We start from the raw sequence: 21,292 nt of genomic DNA, 5'->3' as shown, positions 1-21,292 counted from the left end.
GGGCCGGCGTCGTACCGGCCCTCGGTGAAAGGGGTGGGTCAGATGATTCTGCCGGGACACGCGTACGTCGTGACGTCAGGCAATGGACGGACCGTGGACCTCGGTGTCGCCCGGATGCGGGTGCTGGCCAGTGGCGACGCCACGAACGCCTTCGCGCTGACGGAGTTCTGGGGTACCGCCGAGGGCGCATGGACGGTTCCGCATCTCCATCGCGGCTTCGAGGAGTCCTTCTACGTCCTGGACGGACGGTTCACCTTCACCGTCGGCGATGAGGCTGTCGAAGCGAACCAGGGGACCTACATTCTCGTACCGCGCGACACGGCGCACACGATCACCGCGGCCCCGGGCGGCGGCCGATTCCTCACCTTGATGGTGCCCGGCGGACTCGAGGAGATGTTCATCGAACTCGGCGAAATGGCTCCCAACGCCATCCGTGACCCAGCCGCCCGCGCCGCCATCTCCTCCCGCTACGACTCGATCCCCGTCAACTGAACCACCGTTGTCGAGCTGCCTTGCTAGAGCACGTCCGCTCGCGCAACCACTCGCTGGCACACCTCGTTGAACGTTGGGATGGCACCGTAGGCCAGGGCGATCACTTGGCTTTCGTATGCCGCCTGCGCTATCGACTGCACGCCCGCATCGTGGATCCAGCGAGAGTTGCCGAATCCACCATCGGGTCGCGGACCGGTCTCTCGTCTGACCGTGCTGCTTCGCTCGACGTGGTCGCGAGCGATCGAGTCCGCTCCGCCTGCCTCGGCTGCCAGGGATTCGATGACCGAATCTGATCCAAGCAACTGGTGCACGTCATAGAAGTGGCGCGCCATGTGTGAGAGTGCATCTGGTCGCTCGCCCAGGGCTTGGGCGCACCACTCCAAGGCACAGAGTTTCTCGATCAGCGTGCGGTGCGGCATCAGGACGTCCATGGTGACCGGCTCGAACTCCGCGAAGTCGGCGTCCCGGATACCGGCGGCGATCACGTACTCGTTGACCAGCGAGCGTAGTTGGTGGGGCGCGTTCGGCTCCGGATTGCCCATCCGGGTCAGCTCGATCAACACATGCGGCCGCAGCGCGACTGGTACGCCGCCGGTCGCAAACTCCAATCGGTAAGCGCGCCGTGTCCCTGTCCGAGGGTTCTTCTCGGTGTCCTTGACCACGTCACGCCGAACATCGGCCTGCATCCGTTCGGCCAAGGCGCTGAAAAGCCGGTCGGCGCGCTGGTTGCTGACATCATCGCTGTCGAGGAAGTCAGGCAGTATGGGCGGATCCTCGCCGGCAGGCTGGAAACGGGTGACGATATAGAGGTCGATGTCCTCGGAGAATCGATCGATGAGGCCTGGACAGTGACCGGAGAGCCTCTGTCACCCAGAAATCCTTCTCCAGGTAGCCGGCCGGGATACGTCGGCCTCCAGCTGCAAACCAATCAGTTGCCTGACCGACGAGGGCGTTACGCTCGTCGGCCAGGTCCGCGAGCCGCTCCTTCTTGACGCCAGGATTTCTGGGCAGTGATGACTCAGACAAACGCCCGGGTCCTGATTCGATCGGGTCGCGCCAGGTCCGTGACGAGGCGCTCGGCGGTCGCTCTAGTCGCGACACTGTGCTGTTTGAGCGCGGCAGCCTTCACCTTGGCTATGTCGATCTGGCCGTCCGCGATAAGTGCCTGCACCTTGGCGACGAGCTCGTCCCACGAGGCCTCGATCTGGTCCGGGAACTGTGATAGCACCTCCAGGAGGGCGACGTCGAGCACACCCAGCCCGAGTCGACCGCGAGGCGAGCGAGAGTGGAACTGCACGCCGGCAGGCGGGGCCGGAGGGCGGCCTGGTACGGCGACGTGGGTCATGGCGGGGATCTGCGTCGACAACCCGAGGGTGTGGCTCGCGGACCAGCCGGTGGGCCCGACACCGGTTTGGAAGTCGTTGACGCGAGCTACCGCCAGCGCCGCGTCCAAGGTGTCTGGTCGCGTCGTGCCGAATCTAGTCCTGGCACCTTTCCAGTACAGGCCGCGGCGAACGGATACAAGTCGGCCTTCGCGTGCCGCTTTCGTGAGTGCGAGCTCGACCGCGCGACGCGAGCCGATCTGATCAACGACGTCACGCACGACGAACCATGTGCCGGTATCGGCACGCTCGATCTCGTCTCGGACCATCGATGCAACGCTCACTTGAAGCCTCCTGAGAGAAAAACGTAGCAGTTTTCTCTCCTGAAGCCAATTTCAGAACACCTCGGATCGAGGGTGCGCCCGGCTGGGCGAAGCGGGGGACCTGTTGACTACGAAGGGTTTGGCGGGGGCGGTTCCTTCGAGCGGCCGTCGGCGTGCATCACTTCCTCGGGGCGTCCACGTTCACAGTGGGGATGCCGCCGCCGGCCCGGGCGATCACCGCTACCGAGGGCTCGTCGGTGGGGTTGCTCTCGCGGTGCACGGTGAACGCCGGCACGTGGACGAAGTCACCGGCAACGGCATCCAGGTACCCATCGCCGCCCTCGAACTCCAACCGCAGCACACCCGAGACGACGTACAGACTCGACTCGTTGCGATCGTGGTGATGCCACCCGGAAACGGCCCCCGGAGCCGTCACGACCCGTCCCGCCCAAAGGATCGGCAGCTCGAACGCCCGCTCCCGGAACATCCCCGGCGTCGGATCGGCCACCACCAAATCGCCCTTCTTGAACACACGAATGGGCTCACTCATAACGTCCTCCTGGGTCGGGCGGTCCGAGCCTGATTCGCTCCCGGGCGTCGGCCACGGTCAGCGCCTGGGTGAGGAGCCAGGTGACCCCGGCCTGTTCGTACTGCGAGATCGTGGCGGGCGTTGGCTCGGTGGCGGCCGCGTTCCCGATCAAGACCACGTCGTACGGCGTGTCGGTGGTGCGGGAGGTGCGGATGTCGGTGGCGATCTCCGCATACGTTTCGGGTGAGATCACCACGTCCGGCCATTGTTCGCTGGCGGGGGCGAAGCCGTCCCAGCGGGCTGCTCGGCGGCGGGGTGCGCGGTGGGAGCCGCCGGCACCGATCCAGATCGGGATTCGTGGACGTTGGAGTGGTGTCGGTCGCAGCGTGACGCCATGGCAGGTGTAGTGAGCGCCGTCGAAGCCAACCCGGTCGCCGGTCCACAGGCGGTTCACCAGGTCGAGGAACTCGTCGACCATCGCCGCCCTGATCCGAAGGTCCGGCTCCAGACCGAATGCGGTGAACTGGTCCGCCGGATCGCCCAGGCCGACCCCGGCGACAACCCGTCCGCCGGACAATCGGTCGAGCGTCACCAGCTGTCGAGCGAATGCCTCCGGACGCAACCGAGGTGCCGCGGCGACCAGCGAGCCGAACCGGATCCGCTCGGTTGCCGTCGCCACCGCGGTCAGTGCCACCAGCGGATCGGCCACGTCGTCGGACTCGCCCAACGCGGCCCGAACCGTGTCGCTGTGCGGGTGCAACGGCAACAACTCGTCCCACAGGAAGAATCCGTCCCACCCCGCCGCCTCGGCCGACCGCGCCAACTCGACGAGTACGCCGACGTCGGCAAAGTCTCCCTGGTTCGGCAGATAGACCCCGTATCGCATACACCCTCCCCTGAATCTCGGGCGACCGTTTCCAGGGCCAGTCTGCTCCTGCCGGCCGCTGGCTTGTCATGCCACTGGTGGCGAGTTGCAGTAGGCCAGCGGTGCGATAAGCCGTCAGCGGTGGGGGAAAGCGGATGCCCTGGCCGGGGGACAAGGCCGGCCAGGGCATCCAAGCTGAGGAATCAGCGGGCAGGGTAGGCGGCGTCTACTTCTACCTCGACGAGCCAGCCGTTGACGGGGAGGTTTTCTATTTCCAGGGCGAAGCGGGAGGGGCGGGCTTTGTTGACTACGAAGGGTTTGGTGGGGGCGGCGGTGCCCAGGGGGACGGGGATGTACTGGCCGGTGGTGAGGTCGGTGTTGGCGAAGTACTGGCGGTAGGCACGGTTCCAGCCGGCGAAGTCGGCGGTGGCGGCGCCGGCGGGGTTCTGGAGGAAGACGCGCATCGTGTAGACGTCGTCGTACGAGAGGCCGGCAGCTTGCAGGTTCTCCCCGATGCGGCGGAGGACATTGATGCCTTGGGCTTCGGTGATGGTGACGCCGGCCGGGAGCACGCCGCTGGGGAAGACGGTGGTGTCGATGTACGACGCCTCGCTGCCTGCGGGTGCGCCGGTGTTCAGTGCGCTCGGGCCGAGGCCGGAGGTCTTGTAGTACGGCGTGTTCGCCCCGATGCCGACGCCGGTGGCGATCATCGGATTCGACTGGCCGGCCGGCAGCGCCGGTACGACGGTGCCGGGGTGGGGCGGTTTCGGCTTGTCCCACCAACCGGCCGCGCTGCCGGCCCCTGCGGTGAAGGAGACGGCGACGACGGCGAGTCCGGCGATCAGGTTGCGCTTCTTCATCGGCTGGTCACTCTCGTGTGCAGGGCGGTCACGGTCGCCCGGGCGGACACCATCGCGCCGTGCTGCCAGGCGATGGCGTGGCTGAGGTGGTCACCGGCGAAGTAGATGTTGCCGGTGGCATCGAGCAGCTTGGCGTAGACGCCGTCGGTCTGGGAGGTCCAGCCGACCCACGCCGCCCGGGAGTGCTCGGTCCCGGCCCAGTCGACCGAGAACGCGGCCTTCACGTCCTTGGTGTAGACGTCGCCGTGGATCTTGGCGCCCTGGGCGAGGGCCCGTTCGAGCCGGGCGGCCGGGGTGAGGGCGCCGTACGCGGTCGCATTGGCGCCGGTGTTGTAGTAGCCGATCATGGTGCCGCGGTCGCTGTGGAACCCGGTCGACGGGTACCACATGTTCACCAGGTCGAGGTTGCTGTTGGTGATGCCGCCGTATATCCGGTGGTCGAGTTCCCACCAGCGACGGGAGTACTCGATCCCGATCTTGCCCGCGTTCGTCGGCCGGGCGTACTGGAGCGCGCCGACGATGTCGGTGGGCAGGTTCGACGGGATCGTCGCGGCGATGTGCGGCGGCAGGGTGCAGATCGCGTAGTCGGCCTTGAGTTCGCGCGGCCGCGATCCGGTGCTGTAGGTGACGGTGACGCCTTCGGTGGTGTTGCGCAGCCCGAGCACCTGGGCGCCGTACTGGATCTTCTCCCGGCCGATCGCCTGCTCGAACGCGTACGGGATCCGGTCCATGCCGCCGACCGGCTGGAACATCATCATCGCCTGGTCCCAGCCGAACTCGAACGAGAAGTAGTTCCCGACCCCGCTGGCGAGCACGTCGCTGAGCCCGTACGGCGCTGCGGTGGTGCCGCCTTCGAGTCCGGCACCAGGTTCGACCTCGTAGCCACGGCGGCCGCTGGTGCCGGTGTACTTGAAGCCTTCCTCCTTCGTGCCGATCGACCCGAACGAACGCAGGAAGGTGATCAGCGCGTCCTTGTCGGTGGCGGTCAGGGCCGAGTCGAGGGCGCCTTGGTCGGTCGCCTTCGCGAGCAACTCGGAGACGTACCCGTACACGTCCGCCTTGGCGGTGCGGTGCCGGATCGGCTTGCTGGACAGGGCTGTGGTGCCCTCGCGGTAGAGGTACGCGTCGGCGTTCTGGTTGACGAAGGGTTCGATCGCGACGCCGAGTTCGCGGCAGTAGTCGAGCGTCACGTGGTGCTGCGGGATCCGGGCCGGGCCGGCGTTCATGTACTGCCCGGACGAGAACTTCGCCCGTTGGGTGTTGCCGTGCAGGTCCTTCTCCTCGGTGCCGCCGCGCACCGTCCAGTTCCGTCCGCCCGGGCGCTTGCGGGCTTCCAGCAGGGTGACCTTGTACCCGGCCTTGCCGAGCTCGTACGCCGAGGTCAGGCCGGCGATCCCCGCACCGAGGATCACCACGTGTTTGCCGCGGCCGTTCAACTCCATCCGCGTCGGGGCGGCGTACGCGGGGGTCTCGGCGACGCCGGCCAGGCCGATCGCGCCCATCGCGGAGTACATCACCCCGGCCCCACCGGTGATACCGACTTGCTGGAGGAACTGCCTTCTGGTCTGGGCCATGCCATCTCCTCACTGAGCAGCTCAAGGGAGGTCGTCTCTCCCGATCCCCTGCGTGCTGCGCAGCACTCGGCACGGCATCTCGCTGCACTGGAGCAAAGGCCACGATGCGCCGCATCGCTGCCTTCGCTCCAGCACACCGAGCTACCGCACCGAGCACTTGCTCGCTACTGCACGGGATCGGGAGAGACGACCTTGCTGATCAGGAAGGTAATGACGGGCTGTTTCGCAGCTATATCGGTTCAGTGACCGGGGGAAAGCTGACTTGTCAGTATTGTTTCGGGTTGACGAACCTGTCCGGGATCGCTTGTGGAACAGGACCGTTTCAGGTAGATGAATCTGATCAACGATCAAGTTGCGTGCGAAGGATCGGTGCGGCCGGCGCGATCTCCGCGTAGACACCGGGATAGCCGCGGTCCGCGCAGCCCCTGCCCCACGACACCGTGCCGAGCAGTCTGCCGTTGAGGACCAGTGGTCCGCCGGAGTCGCCTTGGCAGGCGTCCCGGCCGCCTTCGAGGTAGCCGGCGCAGATGTTCGTGGCGGCCGTGTACCCGTTGCCGACGTACCCCTTGTCGGCCAGGCAGGTGCTGTCGCCCAGGTCAGGGACGGCCGCCTTCTGCAGGGTGTCGGCCGGTCCGGTGTCCTCGGTGTCGCCCCAGCCGTAAACGGTCGGCACGACTCCCTTCCGGTCGGCCTTCGGATCGGTCTCCAGTTTCAGCGTCGGTACGCCGGTGAACGGCTGAGCCAGAGTGAGTACGGCGAAGTCGTTGCGGTTGTTCGTGTAGTCCGGGTGGATCCAGATCCTGCTGATCGCCGACGTCCGGCCGGTCTCGTCGTCGAGGAGATCCGCACGGCCCTGGATCGCGGTGTAGCTGTCGGCCGGTTTCGTCATACAGTGCGCCGCGGTGATGATCTTGTCCGCCCGGACGAGGGTGGCCCCGCACCAACGGCTGCTCTGCTTCGACGAATTCGAGTTCGTCAGCGCGATCGCCCAGGGCGCCTCGGAGGTGCTCGCCAGCGTGCCGCCCACGATCAGTCTGCGGTCGGCGCCGGTCGATGCGGTGGCAGCCCCGGCCGAGGCGAGGATCAGTACTCCGGCGATCAGTGCGGCGCGCTTCAGGATCATGTAGAGAACCTACTCCCCGTGGTCGATTGGTTGCGGTAGGCGATGCCTGCGCTCAACCCTCTCGACGGGGTCGACCCGGCCTACGATGGCTGAAAGACGCGCCTGACGCTCTGGGGGATATCGGCGCTCCAGCTAGGAGGGGTGGCGATGGTTGCACAGGATGAGACGGTTCTGGGTCAGCTTGCGGAGGCGATGGTCGATGTCTCCGAGTTGCTGCAGGAACCGGCGAAGCTGGACGAGACGCTGGAGCTGATCACCCGCGGCACCGCCGACACCGTGCCCGGCATCCTCGAGGTGAGCATCTCGATCACCCGGCGGGACGGCACGATCGACACACTCGCGCCCAGTGGGCCGCTGGCCGTCGAGGCCGACCGGTTGCAGTACGAGCTGCATGAGGGACCGTGCCTCGACGCCGCGCTGGAGGAGCCGGTGGTGATCGTGAACGACCTGGCCACGGATCCTCGGTGGCCGCTGTTCGGGCCGAAGGCGGCCGACCTCGGCATCGGCTCGCAGGTCGCCTTCCAGTTCCGGGCCGAGCCGCACGTCCGCGGCGCACTCAACCTGTACGCCGGTGAGCCGGGCTCGATCGACCAGGACGCGATCCACCTCGGCAGTCTGTTCGCTGCGCAGACGGCGGTCGCGATGGGCTGGGCCCGCCAGGAGCAGTCCCTGACCGAGGCCCTCGCGACCCGCAACCAGATCGGCCAGGCCGTCGGTCTCGTGATGGAGCGCTACTCGCTCGACGCCGACCGCGCGTTCGCGTTCCTGGTCCGCCTCTCCCAGACCTCCAACACCAAACTCCGCGAGGTCGCCGCCGCCCTGGTCGACGCCGCCAACAACAACGCCAAACGCTGACGACGGCACTCGCAGAAGGGGAAAGCGTGTAGGAACCGCGGCACCCGGGCACGGGGACGCATGACCGTCTTCGGGTTTCACGCCTCGCACGAACAGGTTCCGCCCGCCGACCTGCTGCGAGCGGTGGTGCGGGCAGAGCAGGCCGGATTCACCGCCGCGATGTGTTCGGACCACTTCAGTCCGTGGAGCGAGCGGCAAGGGGAGTCCGGGTTCGCGTGGTCGTGGCTCGGCGCCGCTCTGCAGGCGACGGGGTTGACCTTCGGTGTGGTGAACGCCCCTGGTCAGCGGTATCACCCGGCGATCATCGCGCAAGCGATCGGCACGCTGGCCTCGATGTATCCGGGCCGGTTCTGGGCAGCGCTCGGTACCGGTGAGGCGAGCAACGAGCACATCACCGGGGACCCGTGGCCGCGCAAGTCCGTGCGCAACGCCAGACTCCAGCACTCGGTCGAGGTGATCCGGCGACTCCTGCGGGGCGAGGAGGTCAGCCACGACGGCCTGATCACGGTCGATCGCGCCCGGCTGTGGACGCTGCCTGACGAACCACCCCAGCTCATCGGCGCCGCGGTGTCGGAGCAGACGGCGAAGTGGTGCGCCACCTGGGCCGATGGGCTGATCACCGTCAATGCCGACGAGGAGCACCTGCGCCGGACGGCCGCGGCGTACCGGGACGCGGGCGGGCGCGGCATGCTCTGTCTGCAGGTGCACCTGAGCTACGCGAGCGATGACGACGAGGCGCTGCGGATCGCGCACGAGCAGTGGCGGACCAACGTGTTCCCGCCGCCGTTCTGCTGGGACACCGAGACCGTCGAGTCGTTCGACCTCGCGGCCCGTCACGTGCCACCCGAGGCGATGCACCACACCGTGCGGATCTCGTCCGATCCCGGCCGGCACGCCGAGTGGCTGAACCAGTACGCCGAGCTCGGGTACGACGCGATCTACCTGCACCACGTGGGCCAGGAGCAGTCCGAGTTCATCGACGTGTTCGGCACCAAGGTGCTGCCCCAACTGGAGGTGACCCGGCCATGAGGCTGACCGAGACCGCCGATGTCTGGTGGAAGAACGCCGTCGTCTACTGCCTCGACATCGAGACCTTCTTCGATGCTGACGGCGACGGCCGGGGCGACCTTCGCGGGTTGTCGCAGCGGATCGACCACCTGGCCGAACTGGGGGTGACCTGCCTGTGGCTGATGCCGTTCTACCCGACACCTGATCGCGACGACGGCTACGACATCACCGACTTCTACGGCGTCGACTCACGATTGGGGTCGCACGGTGACCTGGTCGAGCTGATCACGCTCGCGCGGGACCGCGGGATGCGGGTGATCGCGGATCTGGTGGTGAACCATACGTCGAACCAGCACCCTTGGTTCCAGAGCGCGCGGCAGTCCCCTGAGTCGCCGTACCGGGACTGGTACGTGTGGCGGGACGAGCCGCCGGCGGGCGGGGACAAGGGCATCGTGTTCCCGGACCAGGAGACCAGTCTGTGGGAGTACGACGATGAGGCTGGGCAGTACTTCCTGCACAGGTTCTACAAGCACCAGCCGGATCTCGACATCGCCAACCCGCGGGTCCGGGAGGAGATCACCCGGGTGATCGGATTCTGGTTGCGGCTCGGGCTGTCCGGCTTCCGGGTGGACGCGGTGCCGTTCCTGCTCGACACGGCCGGGTCTCTCGAGGCGGAGGACCTGCCTGATCCACACGACTACCTGCGTGACCTGCGGGCGTTCCTCAGCCGGCGCAACGGCCAGGCGGTGCTGCTCGGCGAGGTCAACCTGCCGTACAAGGAGACCCGGCAGTTCTTCGGTGACGAGGACGGCGACGAGCTGACCATGTGCTTCGACTTCATCGGCATGCAGAAGCTGTACCTGTCGCTGGCCCGGCAGAACCCGGCCGAGCTGGTCAAGGCGCTGCGCGAGCGACCGGATCCGCCGGAGGAGGCGCAATGGGGCACGTTCGTCCGCAACCATGACGAGCTGACGCTGGACAAGCTCACGAACGAGGAGCGGAACGAGGTGTTCGCCGCGTTCGGTCCAGACGAGTCCATGCAGTTGTACGGCCGTGGCCTGCGCCGGCGGTTGCCGACCATGCTCGGCAACGACCACCGGCGGCTCTGGATGGTCTACAGCCTGCTCTTCACGCTGCCGGGCACACCGGTTCTCTTCTACGGCGAGGAGATCGGCATGGGGGAGAACCTGGCGGCAGAGGGGCGCAACGCGGTCCGGACTCCCATGCAGTGGACCACGGACGCCAACGGCGGTTTCTCCCCGGCTGACCCGGACGACCTCGCGGCGCCAGTCGTCGAAGGTGACCTGAGTCCGGCGCACGTCAACGTGGCGGACCAGCGCCGCGACCCGGACTCTCTGCTGAACTGGACGAAGCTGCTCGTCCAGCGCTACCGCGAGTCGCCCGAGCTCTCCTGGGGCCGCTGCACGATCCTCGAGCACGAGTCGCCGTCGGTGTTCGCCCACCGCTCCGACTACGAGGGCGGCAGCGTCGTCGCTCTGCACAACTTCTCCGATCAGCCGGCCGCCGTGACGCTCGCGGTCGCCGGCGCGGGTGTCGGCGTACGGGCGGTCGATCTACTGCACTCCGGTACGACGGACGTGGGGGCCGACGGGACGCTCCGGGTCGAGTTGGGAGCGTACGACTGCCGCTGGCTGCGCATCGTCCGGCCGGGGGACCGCTACGTCATCTGACGCGATGAACCGGCCCCGGGGAGCGCTCGGGGCCGGTTCGGTGGGAGGTGGGGGTCAGGTTCGATAGGCGGTCCACATGCTGCTGATCCGCGTGCTCTGCTTCGGGGTGAACTGGTTGTAGCAGGAGTCGTACGAGTAATCCATGTAGTTGTGGATCGGGTCGAGACCCGGCAGGTTGCAGGAGTCACGGCCGACCGGACACCCGCTGGTCGGGCTGCTCTGCGCCGGAGTGTCTTCCACCTCGTCGTTCGTCGTCGTGCAACCGCCCTGGAAGGTGTGGTACAGCCCGAACCAGTGGCCGGCCTCGTGGGTGGCGGTCTCGCCGAGGTTGAAGTTGGCGATCGAGCCGCCGGGCAGCGAGTCGAAGTGCACCCGGATGCCGTCGACGCCCGGGTTCTTGGCGTAGTCCCAAGGGAAGGTCGCGATGCCGAGGTAGCTGAAGTCGACCAGCCAGATGTTCAGCGCGTTCGCGCCGCCCTTGCGGGTCTGCTTGCGGTACGAGGCGCTCTGCTTGTCCTTGTGCCACTGGTTGTTGTTGTACCGGAACGTGCCGGCCAGCGAGAAGGTGAAGCCGGTGTCCGCGGCCGCCGAGGACTCGTCGCCGGCGAAGGTCTCGTTCAGGACGTCGATCTGGTCGGCGATCTGGGTGTTGGTGACGTCGCCGTTGCCGGCCGCGTCGCGCATCACGTGCACGTAGACCGGCACGGTCGCGGCGGCGAGCGCACCCTTCGGTACGGCGATGCCGCGGGCCGCCTTGGCCTTCAGCAACTGGGCGGTCCGTGCCTCGATCGCCTTCTGCTCGGCCGCGCTGATCTCCCGGTGGTCGGCCGCTCGGCCGCCCTTGGCCGAGGCGCCGGCTGGGGTGAAGCACGGATTGGTCAGTTGGTCCGCGGGCAGTTTGGCAGTTGCCTGACCGCCGAGCGGGCTGAAGGTGAGTGCCGTGCCGGCCAGCAGCACCGCCAGGACGCGGGGCCGGGTTGTGAGAGCTCGCATTTTCTGCGCTCCTCCGGGAATCGGGCCGCGTTGGGCGGGCGGCCTGGTGCCGGAATATTGCGCGTCCTCATGCCTGATCGGGAAGCGATCGAGATGTGGAATCGGCGGAACGAGGGAAAACCTTCGAGCCGCCCGGGGGTGGGTTGCAACAAGGGGAAATACTCACGCGCCTTCCGCAAAGTCTCTGAAATACTCACGGTCGGCCGATTCGGCACTGTGAGGAGATTTGCTTGTGAGGCTGTGGAAGCTTGCTGTCCCAGTAGCGGTTCTGGCGTCAGGGCTGTTCATGTTCGAGTCATGGGCCCCTGCGCAAGCCGTGAGTGATCAAACCATTTCTTACCGTGGCTATCAGGTCACCGTTCCCGCCGACTGGCAGGTGGTCGATCTGGCGAAGAACCCGACCGCTTGCGTGCGGTTCGACCGCCCGGCCGTCTACCTGGGCCGCAGCACCGCCCAACCCGACTGCCCGTCCCACCTCGTCGGCCGCAGTGAGGGCCTGGTGCTTGAGCCGTTGACCCGGGCGCCCCGCTCGAGCGAGGGCCGGATCCAGCAGGCCGTCCGCGACGCCGGCGTCCTGGTGACGGCGTACTACGCGCCGGCTGGCGCCGAGACCGCGCGCAAGGTGCTCAGCACCGGCCGGGTGACCAGCAAGACGTTCGCGACCGCCGAGCCCCAGGCGACCGCCGCCGCGGCGGCGCCGACGGTGGTGGCGACCGGCACCCTGAACGGGTTCGCCTTCGACGCGTGCGACGCTCCGAGCCAGTCCACGATGGACGCCTGGCGCTACCCGAACTCCGGCTACAAGGCCCTCGGCATCTACATCAGTGGTGAGATGCGCAGCTGCGACCTGCAGCCGAACCTGACCCCGACCTGGGTCAGCACCAACGCCGCCAAGGGCTGGCAGTTCCTGCTGATCGACGTCAGCCTGCAGGCCCCGTGCGTCAACCAGACCAACCTGGCGAAGATGTCGTCGGATCCCGCCACCGCGCGAGCCCAGGGCCGGGCCGCCGCGGCGAACGCGGTGAGCGCCGCGCAGGCGCTCGGCTTCGCGCCACGCAGCGCGATCTACAGCGACCTCGAGGGCTACACGCCGAACGCCCCGTGCACGGCGGCCGTCCTGTCCTACGTGAGCGGCTGGACTCTCGAGCTGAACACCCGCGGTTACGTCGGTGGCGTCTACACCGGCGCGGCGTCGGGCGGCGTCGACCTGTCGAACAACTACAACAACACCGCCTACACGCGACCGGACAACCTCTGGTTCGCCCGGTGGAACAACGTCACGAACACCACCGACGACAGGTACATCCCGGCGTCGTACTGGACCAACCACCAGCGGGTCCACCAGTACTCGGGTCCGCACAACGAGACGCACGGCGGGGTGACGATCAACATCGACAGCAACGCCGTGAACCTCACCGCGCCGCCCGCACCCGTGACCGGCTTCGACGCCACCGGCCAGTACTCCACCGCGACCCTGCGCTGGACCATCCCGGCCGGCACGAGCCTCGGCCAGGTCATCGTCCGCCGCAACTCCGGCCTCACCCCGCCACCAATGCCGAACGTCGGTACGCCGGTCTACGCGGGTACGGCGAGCAGCACGACGGCAACCGGTCTGGCCAACTCCACCAGTTACGCGTTCAGGGCCTGGGTGAAGGACAGCTCCGGCAAGATCGGCCCGGGCGTCGACACCGTCCTGGTCGGCACCGGCGCCACCGTGGCCGCCAGCACCCCGTCGATCACGTACGGCGGTGCGGTCACGCTCTACACCCGCGCGACCCGCAAGGACAACGGCGCATCGCTGGTCGGCGTACCGCTGTCCCTGTACGCGCGGGCCAAGAACAGTTCCACCTGGCGTGAGGTCGCCCGGGTGACGTCGAACAGCACGGGCCAGGCCAGCTCCGTGCAGAAGCCGACTGTGTCCACGGTGTACGCGTGGGGCTACAACGGGTCGGCGGACTTCCTCGGCTCCCGCAGCGGCAACGCCACCATCGAGGTCCGGCCGCTGATCACGGCTAACCTGTCCGTGGCGGCGATCAAGCTCGGTCAGACCACGACGTTCTACGGGTACATGCGACCCCAACATCCGGGCACAACCGTCTACCTCCAGCGCCAGTCGGGCACAACCTGGCCCACCGTCGCCACAACCAAGCTGAACAGCACCGGCAACTACGCCTTCTCCATCAAGCCGGGCGCCCGCGGCACCTACAACTACCGAGCGGTCTGGCTAGCCGACGCAGACCACGCCACCACCGTCAGCCCCCCAAAGACACTCACCGTCAGCTGACACCGATCGGACGACCTGGTCAGCGCGGTGCGTCGGCCAGGTTGTCTGCGGGGCTGCTCGGGGGTGTGGTGAGGGTGCCGTAGCGTTCCATTCGTTGCCAGCGGAGTCTGTTGCCGGCCAGTGCGGTGAACACGGACTGGATCACGACCAGGTACATGAGTTGGCGGTAGACGAACTGCTGCAGCGGGAGGCTCCACAGCGGGCCAGGGTGCTCGCCGTCGAGCCGGAATGCGTAGAAGCCCATGGCTGTCTGGATGGCGAGGAAGCCGAGCCACACCGCGAGAACGCGCACCGGGTCGAGGAACACCAGACCGTAGATGGCGAACACGTCCACGGCCGGCGCCAACAGCGGCAGCAGGACCTGGAACATCAGCAGGTAGGTCAGACCGCGACGGCCGAGCTTGCCTGACTGGCCCCGCTGGACCCACGCCCCACGGTGCTTCCACATCGCCTGCAGCGTCCCGTAGCACCAGCGGTACCGCTGCCGCCAGAGCGTGCCCAGCGAGGCAGGCGCCTCGGTCCAGGCGACCGCGCGCTCCTCGTACACCACCCGCCAGCCGTCCCGGCAGAGCGCCATGGTCAGGTCGGTGTCCTCGGCGAGGGTCACGTCACTGAGCCCGCCGATCTGTTCCAGCGCGCTCCGCCGGAACCCGCCGACCGCGCCCGGCACGGTCGGCATGCACTCGGCCAGGTCGAACAGCCGCCGGTCCAGGTTGAACCCCACGACGTACTCGATGTGCTGCCAGCGGCCGAGCAGGCCGCCACGGTTGTGGACCTTGGCGTTGCCGGAGACCGCCCCCACCGCCGGGTCGGCGAACGGCTGGACCAGCCATCGCACCGCGTCCGGCTCGAACACCGTGTCGCCGTCGACCATCACCACCAGGTCGTACGACGCGGCCTGCAGGCCGGTGTTCAGCGCCGCGGGCTTCCCCGCGTTGGCCTGCCGGATGACGTGTACGCCGGGCAGCCGCAACGACTCGACCAGGTCGGCCGTGCCGTCGGTCGATCCGTCGTCGACCACGATCACCTCGACCGGATAGTCGGACGCCACCAGTGACCGTACAGCGGCCTCGATCCCGGCCCGCTCGTTGTACGCCGGGACGATCACGGTCACCGGTTCGGTCACCGGAGTCCCGTCGCCCCAGGTCCAGTACCGCTCCCGTGCATGCCGTCGGGCCGCGATCACGGTCGTCACCGCACGGAGCACGCTCAGTGCGCCCGCGGCGACCAGTAGCCAGGTGAGCACGGTCGTCGTACCGTCGCTCAACCGGATCGCCCCGATGACGGCCAGCCCGCGGCCGCGCTCGGACAGGCTCGCCTTGGTGACGGGTTGCGGTAAGGACACCGCATCACTCGCCGTCGCGAACCGGAACCCGCGGGCCTGTGCGGCCGGGATGATCTTCTGCAGGGCGGCCAGCGTCTGGCTGCGGTCGCCACCGGCGTCGTGCATCAGCAGCACCTGGCCGGCAGTGCCCTTCGGCGTGGAGTTCGCCACGATTTTGGCTACCCCCGGCTTCCGCCAGTCCTCGCTGTCCAGGGTGCTCAGCACCGTCAGATAACCCGCCTCGCGGGCGGACCGGATCGCCGACCAGTCGGCGTCTGCGAGCTCTTCCGGCGTCGACGAGTACGGCGGCCGCAACAGCGGGCTGTCGACGTCGGCGGCACCGGCCAGGATGAGCTGGGTCTGGCGCAACTCGAACGAGCGGCGCCAGTCCGGTAAGGTGCCGAGGTTCGTGTGGGTGAAGGTGTGCACGCCGATTTGGTGGCCCTCGGCAACGATGCGGCGGGTGAGCTCGGGATGTTCCGCCACCTGGGTGCCGATCACGAAGAACGTCGCCTTGATCTTGTACCGGGCGAGCAGGTCGAGCACCTTCGGGGTCCACTCCGGGTCCGGTCCGTCGTCGAAGGTGAGCGCGATCGTCCGCGGTTTCGGCCGGAACGAGCGATCGCCGGCCGGCCCGGCATCGATGACCGGGCCGCCAGACCTGATGGCCGGAGGCACGGCCGCTCGACTGCCGATCGCGGTCACCTCGCCGTCGGGCGTGTGCCCGAACAGATGGTCGGTGTACCCCTGCAGCGCCAGGGCGTTGGTGAGACCCACCAGCAGCAGGGCGAGGATCATCCAATGGGTGCGGAGCGGCGCTCGTTTGGCCCGTCGGGCGGGTCCGCGTCGGGCCTGTGCGCGCCGGCTCACGGCTTGGACGGCGACTTGGTGCGTCCAGGCGGCGTCGTCGGCTTACCGTGTCCCGGCGTCGCCGTGGCGGTCGTCCGAGCCGGCGGCCCGGGGGTCTTCGTGGTCGCCGTCGGGGTGACCGTCGGTGTCGTCGGTGTCGTCGGACCGGTCGGCGTTGGCGTCTGTGTTGAAGTCGGAGTAGGAGTCGTCGGGTCCGGCGTACTGGACTCCTCGGCGTCAGGGGTGGCCGCGGTCGGCGTCGGCTTCACCTTCGGCCGCTGCTCCGACTGCGCCTTGTCGTTCCCCGGCAACGGAATGAACTGGTTGTCAGGCGCCGGCCCACCGAGCACACTGCTCGCGAGCAACACCAGATAGACGACGACCGGTACGGTGACGGCCGCACCGGCGATTCGGACCCTGCGACGTCGACGCCCCGACGAATCGACGAACACCGGTGCCTGGTCGGAAGACGGTTCCACAAGCGGGGGATCTTATCGGGATTTTCGCTGACCCGGCAGTCATCGTCCGGGGCTCCACACGGGGTAGTGACACGGTAACTCTGTGGCAGCGGGATCAGGTGAATTCCCGGTACCGAAACCCACCACCATGCGCCGGGTGGGGGTGGGGGTGGCTACTGTCGTCGGGTGCAGAAATGGCCTGGTCGTCCCTATCCCCTCGGAGCCACGTACGACGGCTCCGGAACGAACTTCGCGGTGTTCTCGGAGGTTGCCGAACAAGTTGACCTGGCACTGATCGGGGACGACGGGACCGAGCAGCTGGTCCAGCTGACCGAGGTGGACGGGTTCGTCTGGCACGCCTTCCTCCCTTCGGTCCAGCCCGGCCAGCGGTACGGGTACCGCGTGCACGGTCCGTACAACCCGGCCGAGGGACACCGGTGCAACCCGTCCAAGCTGCTGCTGGACCCGTATGCGAAGGCGATCGACGGCCAGGTCGACGGTGACGAGTCGTTGTTCAGCTACCGGTTCGCCAAGCCGGACGAGCTGAACACGATGGACAACCGCGAGCACACCATGCTGTCGGTGGTCACCAACCCGTTCTTCGACTGGGGCAACGACCGGCCACCGGGCCACGCGTACCACGAGACGGTGATCTACGAGGCGCACGTCAAGGGCCTGACCAAGACCCATCCCGGGCTGCCCGAGGAGATCCGCGGCACGTACGCCGCGATCGGGCATCCCGCGGTGATCGAGCACCTGACCACCCTCGGGGTGTCGGCGATCGAGTTGATGCCGGTGCACCAGTTCGCCCAGGACGGTCACCTGCAGGAGCGCGGCCTGTCGAACTACTGGGGCTACAACACGATCGGCTTCTTCGCCCCGCACAACGCGTACGCCTCCAACGGCACCCGCGGCCAGCAGGTGACCGAGTTCAAGACGATGGTGCAGGCGCTGCACGAGGCGGATATCGAGGTGATCCTCGACGTCGTCTACAACCACACCGCGGAGGGCAACCAGTTCGGCCCGACGCTGTCGTTCAAGGGCATCGACAACGCGGCGTACTACCGGCTGGTGGACCAGGACAAGTCGCACTACTACGACACCACCGGGACCGGGAACAGCCTGCTGATGCGGCATCCGCACGTGCTGCAGCTGATCATGGACTCACTGCGTTACTGGGTCACCGAGATGCACGTGGACGGGTTCCGGTTCGACCTGGCGGCCACGCTGGCCAGGCAGTTCCACGAGGTCGACCGGCTGTCGGCGTTCTTCGACCTGGTCCAGCAGGACCCGGTGGTCAGCCAGGTGAAGCTGATCGCCGAGCCGTGGGACGTCGGCGACGGCGGCTACCAGGTGGGTAACTTCCCACCGTTGTGGACCGAGTGGAACGGTAAGTACCGCGACACCGTGCGGGACTTCTGGCGCGGTGAGAAGTACACCCTGGCCGAGTTCGCGTCCCGGCTGACCGGCTCGTCCGACCTGTATCAGGACGACAGCCGGCGGCCGCTGGCCAGTATCAACTTCGTCACTGCGCACGACGGGTTCACGCTGCGCGACCTGGTCTCCTACAACGAGAAGCACAACGAGGCCAACGGTGAGGGCGGCAAGGACGGCGAGAGCCACAACCGGTCCTGGAACAGCGGTGCCGAGGGGTCGACCGACGACCCGGCCATCCTCGCGCTGCGGGCCCGGCAACAGCGGAACTTCCTGACCACGCTGCTGATCTCGCAGGGTGTGCCGATGCTCGCCCACGGCGACGAACTGGGCCGGACCCAGAGTGGCAACAACAACGTCTACTGCCAGGACAACGAGATCGCCTGGGTCGACTGGGACCTCACTGCCGCACAAAAGGACCTACTGCAGTTCACCAGCCGCCTGCTGAAGCTCCGCAACGACCATCCGGTACTACGCCGTCGCCGGTTCTTCCACGGCGACACCGGTGTCGACGGTCTCGGTGACCTGGTCTGGTTCACCCCGAACGGCACCGAGATGCAGGACGGCGACTGGGGCCGGGACGACGCCCGCGCGATCGCGGTGTTCCTCAACGGCGACGCGATCTCGGAGCCGGACCCGCGCGGTGAGCCGGTGGTGGACGACTCGTTCCTGATCCTCCTGAACAGCAACCACCAGCCGCAGGAGTTCCTGCTGCCGCCGTCGCCGTACGGCGCGGGTTGGACCGTGGTGGTGGACACGACGACCGCGACGGGCGGGGCCAGCGCCGAGGAGCATGCGGCCGGCAGCACGATCAAGCTGGAGGCCCGTGGCACGCTCGTCCTGACCCGTCCCCGGCAGGTCGCGGGATGACGATTCCGTCCCACCGCACCAGTTGGATCCCGCAGTCGACGTACCGGCTGCAGGTGAATCCTGCCTTCGGGTTCGACGCGGCCGCCGAGATCGTGCCGTACCTGCACAGTCTCGGCGTCTCGCATGTCTACCTGTCGCCGATCCTGCAGGCAGCGCCCGGTTCCACCCATGGGTACGACGTGGTCGACCACAGCAGGTTGTCCGAGCCGGCCGGTGGGCAGGCGGCGTTCGACCGGCTGACCGCACGGCTTGCGGACCACCGGATGGGCGCGATCGCTGACGTAGTACCGAACCACGTCTCCGTGCCGACACCGGAGCGGCTCAACAAGGCCCTTTGGTCCGTACTGCGTGACGGCCCGGGCTCGCCTTATGCGGAGTGGTTCGACGTCGACTGGGGATCGGGGGACCAGCCGTTGCTGATGGCGGTCCTCGGCCAGCGGATCGGCAAGGTACTGGCGGCCGGTGAGCTGTCCGTCGACACTGCCGGCGACGAGCCTGTACTGCGGTACTACGAGCACGAGTACCCGCTGCGGCCCGGGACTGAGAACTTGCCGGTGGCGGAGCTGGTCACCGAGCAGTGGTACCGGCTGGCGCATTGGCGGGTCGCGGACGAGGAGCTGAACTACCGCCGCTTCTTCGACGTCGACACCCTCGCCGCGGTCCGGGTGGAGACGCAGGAGGTCTTCGAGGCCACCCACGAACTGCTGCTTGGTCTGTTGCGTGAGGGCAAGATCCACGGCTTCCGCATTGACCACCCCGACGGCCTGGCCGATCCGAGGGGATACCTGCGCCGCCTGGCCGAGCGGACCGGTGGCGCGTGGGTCGTGGTGGAGAAGATCCTCGAGGGCGACGAGGAACTGCCCCGCGACTGGCCCTGCGCCGGCACGACCGGGTACGACGTCCTGCTGCGGGTCGGTGGATTGTTCGTCGACCCTGCCGGGGCCGCACCGCTCGCGGCGTACCACGCCGAACTGACCGGGGAGCCGGCCGACTTCGCGCCGGTCGTGGAGCAGGCCAAGCGCGAGGTCGTGCAGCACGGTCAGTACGCCGAGGTCCACCGGCTCGTCGAGCTGCTCGCCCGGATCTGCCAGGACGACGTCCGGCTGCGCGACCACACCCGGCGCGCGTTCCACGAGGTCGTGGTCGAGCTGCTGGTGAACTTCGACCGGTACCGCGCGTACGTCGTACCGGGTGAGCCGGCGCCTGACGAAGCGGTCCGGGTGCTGGAGCACGCCGCCGAACTGGCCCGGCGCAATCTGGACGAGGAACAGCAGGACACGCTCGACCTGGTCCGCGACCTCCTGCTCGGCCGGGAGGCGGGGACGGCGAGCCGGATCGACGAGCACGCGCGGCACGAGTTGATCGTGCGGTTCCAGCAGACGTGCGGACCGGTGATGGCGAAGGGCGTCGAGGACACCGCGTTCTACCGGTGGTTCCGGTTGTCCTCGCTGAACGAGGTCGGCGGCGATCCGGAGCACTTCGGGGTGTCGCCGGAGGAGTTCCACGCGTTCGCGGCCCGGCTGAACGAGGACTGGCCGCGCACGATGACCACGTTGTCCACGCACGACACCAAACGCTCCGAGGACGTGCGCGCCCGGCTCGCCGTACTGTCGGAGCAGCCCGCCGCGTGGGTGGAGGCCGTTCGTGGGTGGCGCGTGGCCACCGAGGAGTACCGCGGGCCGCTGGTCGACGGGAGTACGGAGTACCTGGTCTGGCAGACGTTGCTGGGCACGTGGAACGACGGGCCGCTCGCCGAAGAACGCCTGCAGACCTATCTTCTCAAGGCGATCCGCGAGGCCAAGCGGCACACCAGTTGGACGTCACCGGATTCGGAGTACGAGGAAGCCGTTAGCGCCTTCGCGTCCGCGGTGCTGTCCGACACCGACGTGCTGACCTCGGTACGCCGGTTCGCCGACGGGCAGAAGGAATTCGTCCGGGCTGCGACGCTCGGGCAGAAGCTGATCCAGCTGACGATGCCGGGCGTCCCGGACGTGTACCAGGGCACGGAACTCGTCGACCTGTCTCTGGTGGACCCGGACAACCGCCGACCGGTGGACTACCGACAACGGATCGACCGGCTGGCCCGGCTGGACGACGGCGCCAAGCCCGCGAACCTGGCCGACGAGAAGCTCCTGGTGACCTCGCGAGCCCTGCGCTTGCGACGCTCGAACCCGGACGCCTTCCACGGCAGCTACACCCCGCTCCCCACCTCCAACGGCCACGCGGTCGCCTTCGCCCGCGGCGACGCCGTTATCACCCTGGCAACCCGCCTACCGGTAGCCCTCCACCGCCTGGGCGGCTGGAGCTCGTCCACGGTCGTCCTCCCCGACGGCTCCTGGCAGAACGTGTTGACGGGGCGCTCAGTGGGCAGCGGAGCGGTCCGGATCGACGACCTACTGTCCGACTACCCCGTGGCCCTCCTCGCCAGGAGCTGAGAC

At 67.9% G+C, this 21,292-nt stretch carries 17 protein-coding genes; 7 read left to right on the top strand and 10 right to left on the bottom strand.

Annotated features, from left to right (window positions below):
• Positions 1-42 precede the first annotated feature (42 nt).
• Positions 43-492 carry a cupin domain-containing protein gene (locus EV643_RS10740; RefSeq protein ID WP_133799862.1) on the top strand — a complete coding sequence of 150 codons (450 nt, stop codon included), beginning with the start codon at positions 43-45 and terminating at the stop codon, positions 490-492.
• A gap of 23 nt (positions 493-515) precedes the next feature.
• Here the strand turns inward: EV643_RS10740 and EV643_RS10735 are convergent, their stop codons facing one another.
• The 7 genes from EV643_RS10735 to EV643_RS10705 all read right to left on the bottom strand — a co-directional run bounded on the left by EV643_RS10735 (position 516) and on the right by EV643_RS10705 (position 7,088).
• A complete protein-coding gene (locus EV643_RS10735; RefSeq protein ID WP_133799861.1) occupies positions 516-1,328 on the bottom strand; it encodes a nucleotidyl transferase AbiEii/AbiGii toxin family protein in 813 nt (270 codons plus the stop codon).
• A gap of 182 nt (positions 1,329-1,510) precedes the next feature.
• Positions 1,511-2,158 (bottom strand): DUF6088 family protein, encoded by a 648-nt coding sequence (locus EV643_RS10730; RefSeq protein WP_133799860.1) that lies wholly within the window; start codon positions 2,156-2,158, stop codon positions 1,511-1,513.
• Between the two features lie 157 nt (positions 2,159-2,315).
• On the bottom strand, positions 2,316-2,687 hold the full coding sequence (locus EV643_RS10725) for a cupin domain-containing protein (protein ID WP_133799859.1): 372 nt from the start codon (positions 2,685-2,687) through the stop codon (positions 2,316-2,318).
• Positions 2,680-3,552: an LLM class flavin-dependent oxidoreductase gene (locus EV643_RS10720; protein ID WP_133799858.1), complete on the bottom strand. Its 873-nt coding sequence runs from the start codon at positions 3,550-3,552 to the stop codon at positions 2,680-2,682. Before EV643_RS10720 ends, EV643_RS10725 begins: the two co-directional genes overlap by 8 nt.
• 182 nt (positions 3,553-3,734) lie before the next feature.
• Positions 3,735-4,391: a Rid family hydrolase gene (locus tag EV643_RS10715; protein ID WP_133799857.1), complete on the bottom strand. Its 657-nt coding sequence runs from the start codon at positions 4,389-4,391 to the stop codon at positions 3,735-3,737.
• Complete coding sequence (locus EV643_RS10710) at positions 4,388-5,965, bottom strand: flavin monoamine oxidase family protein (protein WP_133799856.1); 1,578 nt, start codon at positions 5,963-5,965, stop codon at positions 4,388-4,390. The genes EV643_RS10715 and EV643_RS10710 overlap by 4 nt, the downstream gene beginning before the upstream one ends.
• Before the next feature lie 340 nt (positions 5,966-6,305).
• Positions 6,306-7,088, bottom strand: a complete 783-nt coding sequence (locus EV643_RS10705) for a S1 family peptidase (RefSeq protein ID WP_238165490.1) — start codon at positions 7,086-7,088, stop codon at positions 6,306-6,308.
• 147 nt (positions 7,089-7,235) lie between these two features.
• Here EV643_RS10705 and EV643_RS10700 point away from each other — a divergent pair, with 147 nt between their 5' ends.
• The 3 genes from EV643_RS10700 to EV643_RS10690 are packed head-to-tail and all read left to right on the top strand — an operon-like array spanning position 7,236 to position 10,642.
• On the top strand, positions 7,236-7,943 hold the full coding sequence (locus tag EV643_RS10700) for a GAF and ANTAR domain-containing protein (RefSeq protein WP_133799855.1): 708 nt from the start codon (positions 7,236-7,238) through the stop codon (positions 7,941-7,943).
• A 60-nt stretch (positions 7,944-8,003) separates the two neighbouring features.
• On the top strand, positions 8,004-8,972 hold the full coding sequence (locus tag EV643_RS10695; RefSeq protein ID WP_133799854.1) for a TIGR03885 family FMN-dependent LLM class oxidoreductase: 969 nt from the start codon (positions 8,004-8,006) through the stop codon (positions 8,970-8,972).
• A complete protein-coding gene (locus EV643_RS10690; protein ID WP_133799853.1) occupies positions 8,969-10,642 on the top strand; it encodes an alpha-amylase family protein in 1,674 nt (557 codons plus the stop codon). Before EV643_RS10695 ends, EV643_RS10690 begins: the two co-directional genes overlap by 4 nt.
• 54 nt (positions 10,643-10,696) lie before the next feature.
• On the opposite strand, the gene EV643_RS10685 is transcribed toward EV643_RS10690, so the two are convergent.
• Positions 10,697-11,635: a zinc metalloprotease gene (locus EV643_RS10685; RefSeq protein ID WP_133799852.1), complete on the bottom strand. Its 939-nt coding sequence runs from the start codon at positions 11,633-11,635 to the stop codon at positions 10,697-10,699.
• Between the two features lie 316 nt (positions 11,636-11,951).
• Here EV643_RS10685 and EV643_RS10680 point away from each other — a divergent pair, with 316 nt between their 5' ends.
• Positions 11,952-13,919 carry a DUF1906 domain-containing protein gene (locus EV643_RS10680; RefSeq protein WP_238165489.1) on the top strand — a complete coding sequence of 656 codons (1,968 nt, stop codon included), beginning with the start codon at positions 11,952-11,954 and terminating at the stop codon, positions 13,917-13,919.
• 19 nt (positions 13,920-13,938) lie between these two features.
• Here the strand turns inward: EV643_RS10680 and EV643_RS10675 are convergent, their stop codons facing one another.
• Together EV643_RS10675 and EV643_RS44090 are read right to left on the bottom strand one after the other, a co-directional pair.
• Entirely contained in the window at positions 13,939-16,041 is a 2,103-nt protein-coding gene (locus tag EV643_RS10675) for a bifunctional polysaccharide deacetylase/glycosyltransferase family 2 protein (protein ID WP_166665398.1), read from the bottom strand.
• A gap of 68 nt (positions 16,042-16,109) precedes the next feature.
• On the bottom strand, positions 16,110-16,571 hold the full coding sequence (locus tag EV643_RS44090) for a hypothetical protein (protein WP_166665397.1): 462 nt from the start codon (positions 16,569-16,571) through the stop codon (positions 16,110-16,112).
• Between the two features lie 165 nt (positions 16,572-16,736).
• Between EV643_RS44090 and glgX the strand changes: the two genes are divergently transcribed.
• Both glgX and treY read left to right on the top strand, forming a co-directional pair.
• Positions 16,737-18,854 carry a glycogen debranching protein GlgX gene (gene glgX / locus EV643_RS10665; RefSeq protein WP_133799849.1) on the top strand — a complete coding sequence of 706 codons (2,118 nt, stop codon included), beginning with the start codon at positions 16,737-16,739 and terminating at the stop codon, positions 18,852-18,854.
• Positions 18,851-21,289 (top strand): malto-oligosyltrehalose synthase, encoded by a 2,439-nt coding sequence (gene treY, locus EV643_RS10660; protein WP_133799848.1) that lies wholly within the window; start codon positions 18,851-18,853, stop codon positions 21,287-21,289. The genes glgX and treY overlap by 4 nt, the downstream gene beginning before the upstream one ends.
• The last annotated feature ends 3 nt before the right edge of the window (positions 21,290-21,292 follow it).

Origin of the sequence: Kribbella caucasensis, assembly GCF_004361855.1 — a bacterium.
In the GTDB taxonomy this organism is placed as follows: domain Bacteria; phylum Actinomycetota; class Actinomycetes; order Propionibacteriales; family Kribbellaceae; genus Kribbella; species Kribbella caucasensis.
This window is presented reverse-complemented; position numbering and strand designations above follow the sequence as displayed.

Excerpts from the sequence above, each read along its gene's own strand:
- EV643_RS10740 (WP_133799862.1), top strand. The coding sequence starts at position 43 with ATGATTCTGCCGGGACACGCGTACGTCGTGACGTCAGGCAATGGACGG.
- EV643_RS10725 (WP_133799859.1), bottom strand. The coding sequence starts at position 2,687 with ATGAGTGAGCCCATTCGTGTGTTCAAGAAGGGCGATTTGGTGGTGGCC.
- EV643_RS10720 (WP_133799858.1), bottom strand. The coding sequence starts at position 3,552 with ATGCGATACGGGGTCTATCTGCCGAACCAGGGAGACTTTGCCGACGTC.
- EV643_RS10715 (WP_133799857.1), bottom strand. The coding sequence starts at position 4,391 with ATGAAGAAGCGCAACCTGATCGCCGGACTCGCCGTCGTCGCCGTCTCC.
- EV643_RS10710 (WP_133799856.1), bottom strand. The coding sequence starts at position 5,965 with ATGGCCCAGACCAGAAGGCAGTTCCTCCAGCAAGTCGGTATCACCGGT.
- EV643_RS10705 (WP_238165490.1), bottom strand. The coding sequence starts at position 7,088 with ATGATCCTGAAGCGCGCCGCACTGATCGCCGGAGTACTGATCCTCGCC.
- EV643_RS10700 (WP_133799855.1), top strand. The coding sequence starts at position 7,236 with ATGGTTGCACAGGATGAGACGGTTCTGGGTCAGCTTGCGGAGGCGATG.
- EV643_RS10695 (WP_133799854.1), top strand. The coding sequence starts at position 8,004 with ATGACCGTCTTCGGGTTTCACGCCTCGCACGAACAGGTTCCGCCCGCC.
- EV643_RS10690 (WP_133799853.1), top strand. The coding sequence starts at position 8,969 with ATGAGGCTGACCGAGACCGCCGATGTCTGGTGGAAGAACGCCGTCGTC.
- EV643_RS10685 (WP_133799852.1), bottom strand. The coding sequence starts at position 11,635 with ATGCGAGCTCTCACAACCCGGCCCCGCGTCCTGGCGGTGCTGCTGGCC.
- EV643_RS10675 (WP_166665398.1), bottom strand. The coding sequence starts at position 16,041 with ATGATCCTCGCCCTGCTGCTGGTGGGTCTCACCAACGCCCTGGCGCTG.
- treY (WP_133799848.1), top strand. The coding sequence starts at position 18,851 with ATGACGATTCCGTCCCACCGCACCAGTTGGATCCCGCAGTCGACGTAC.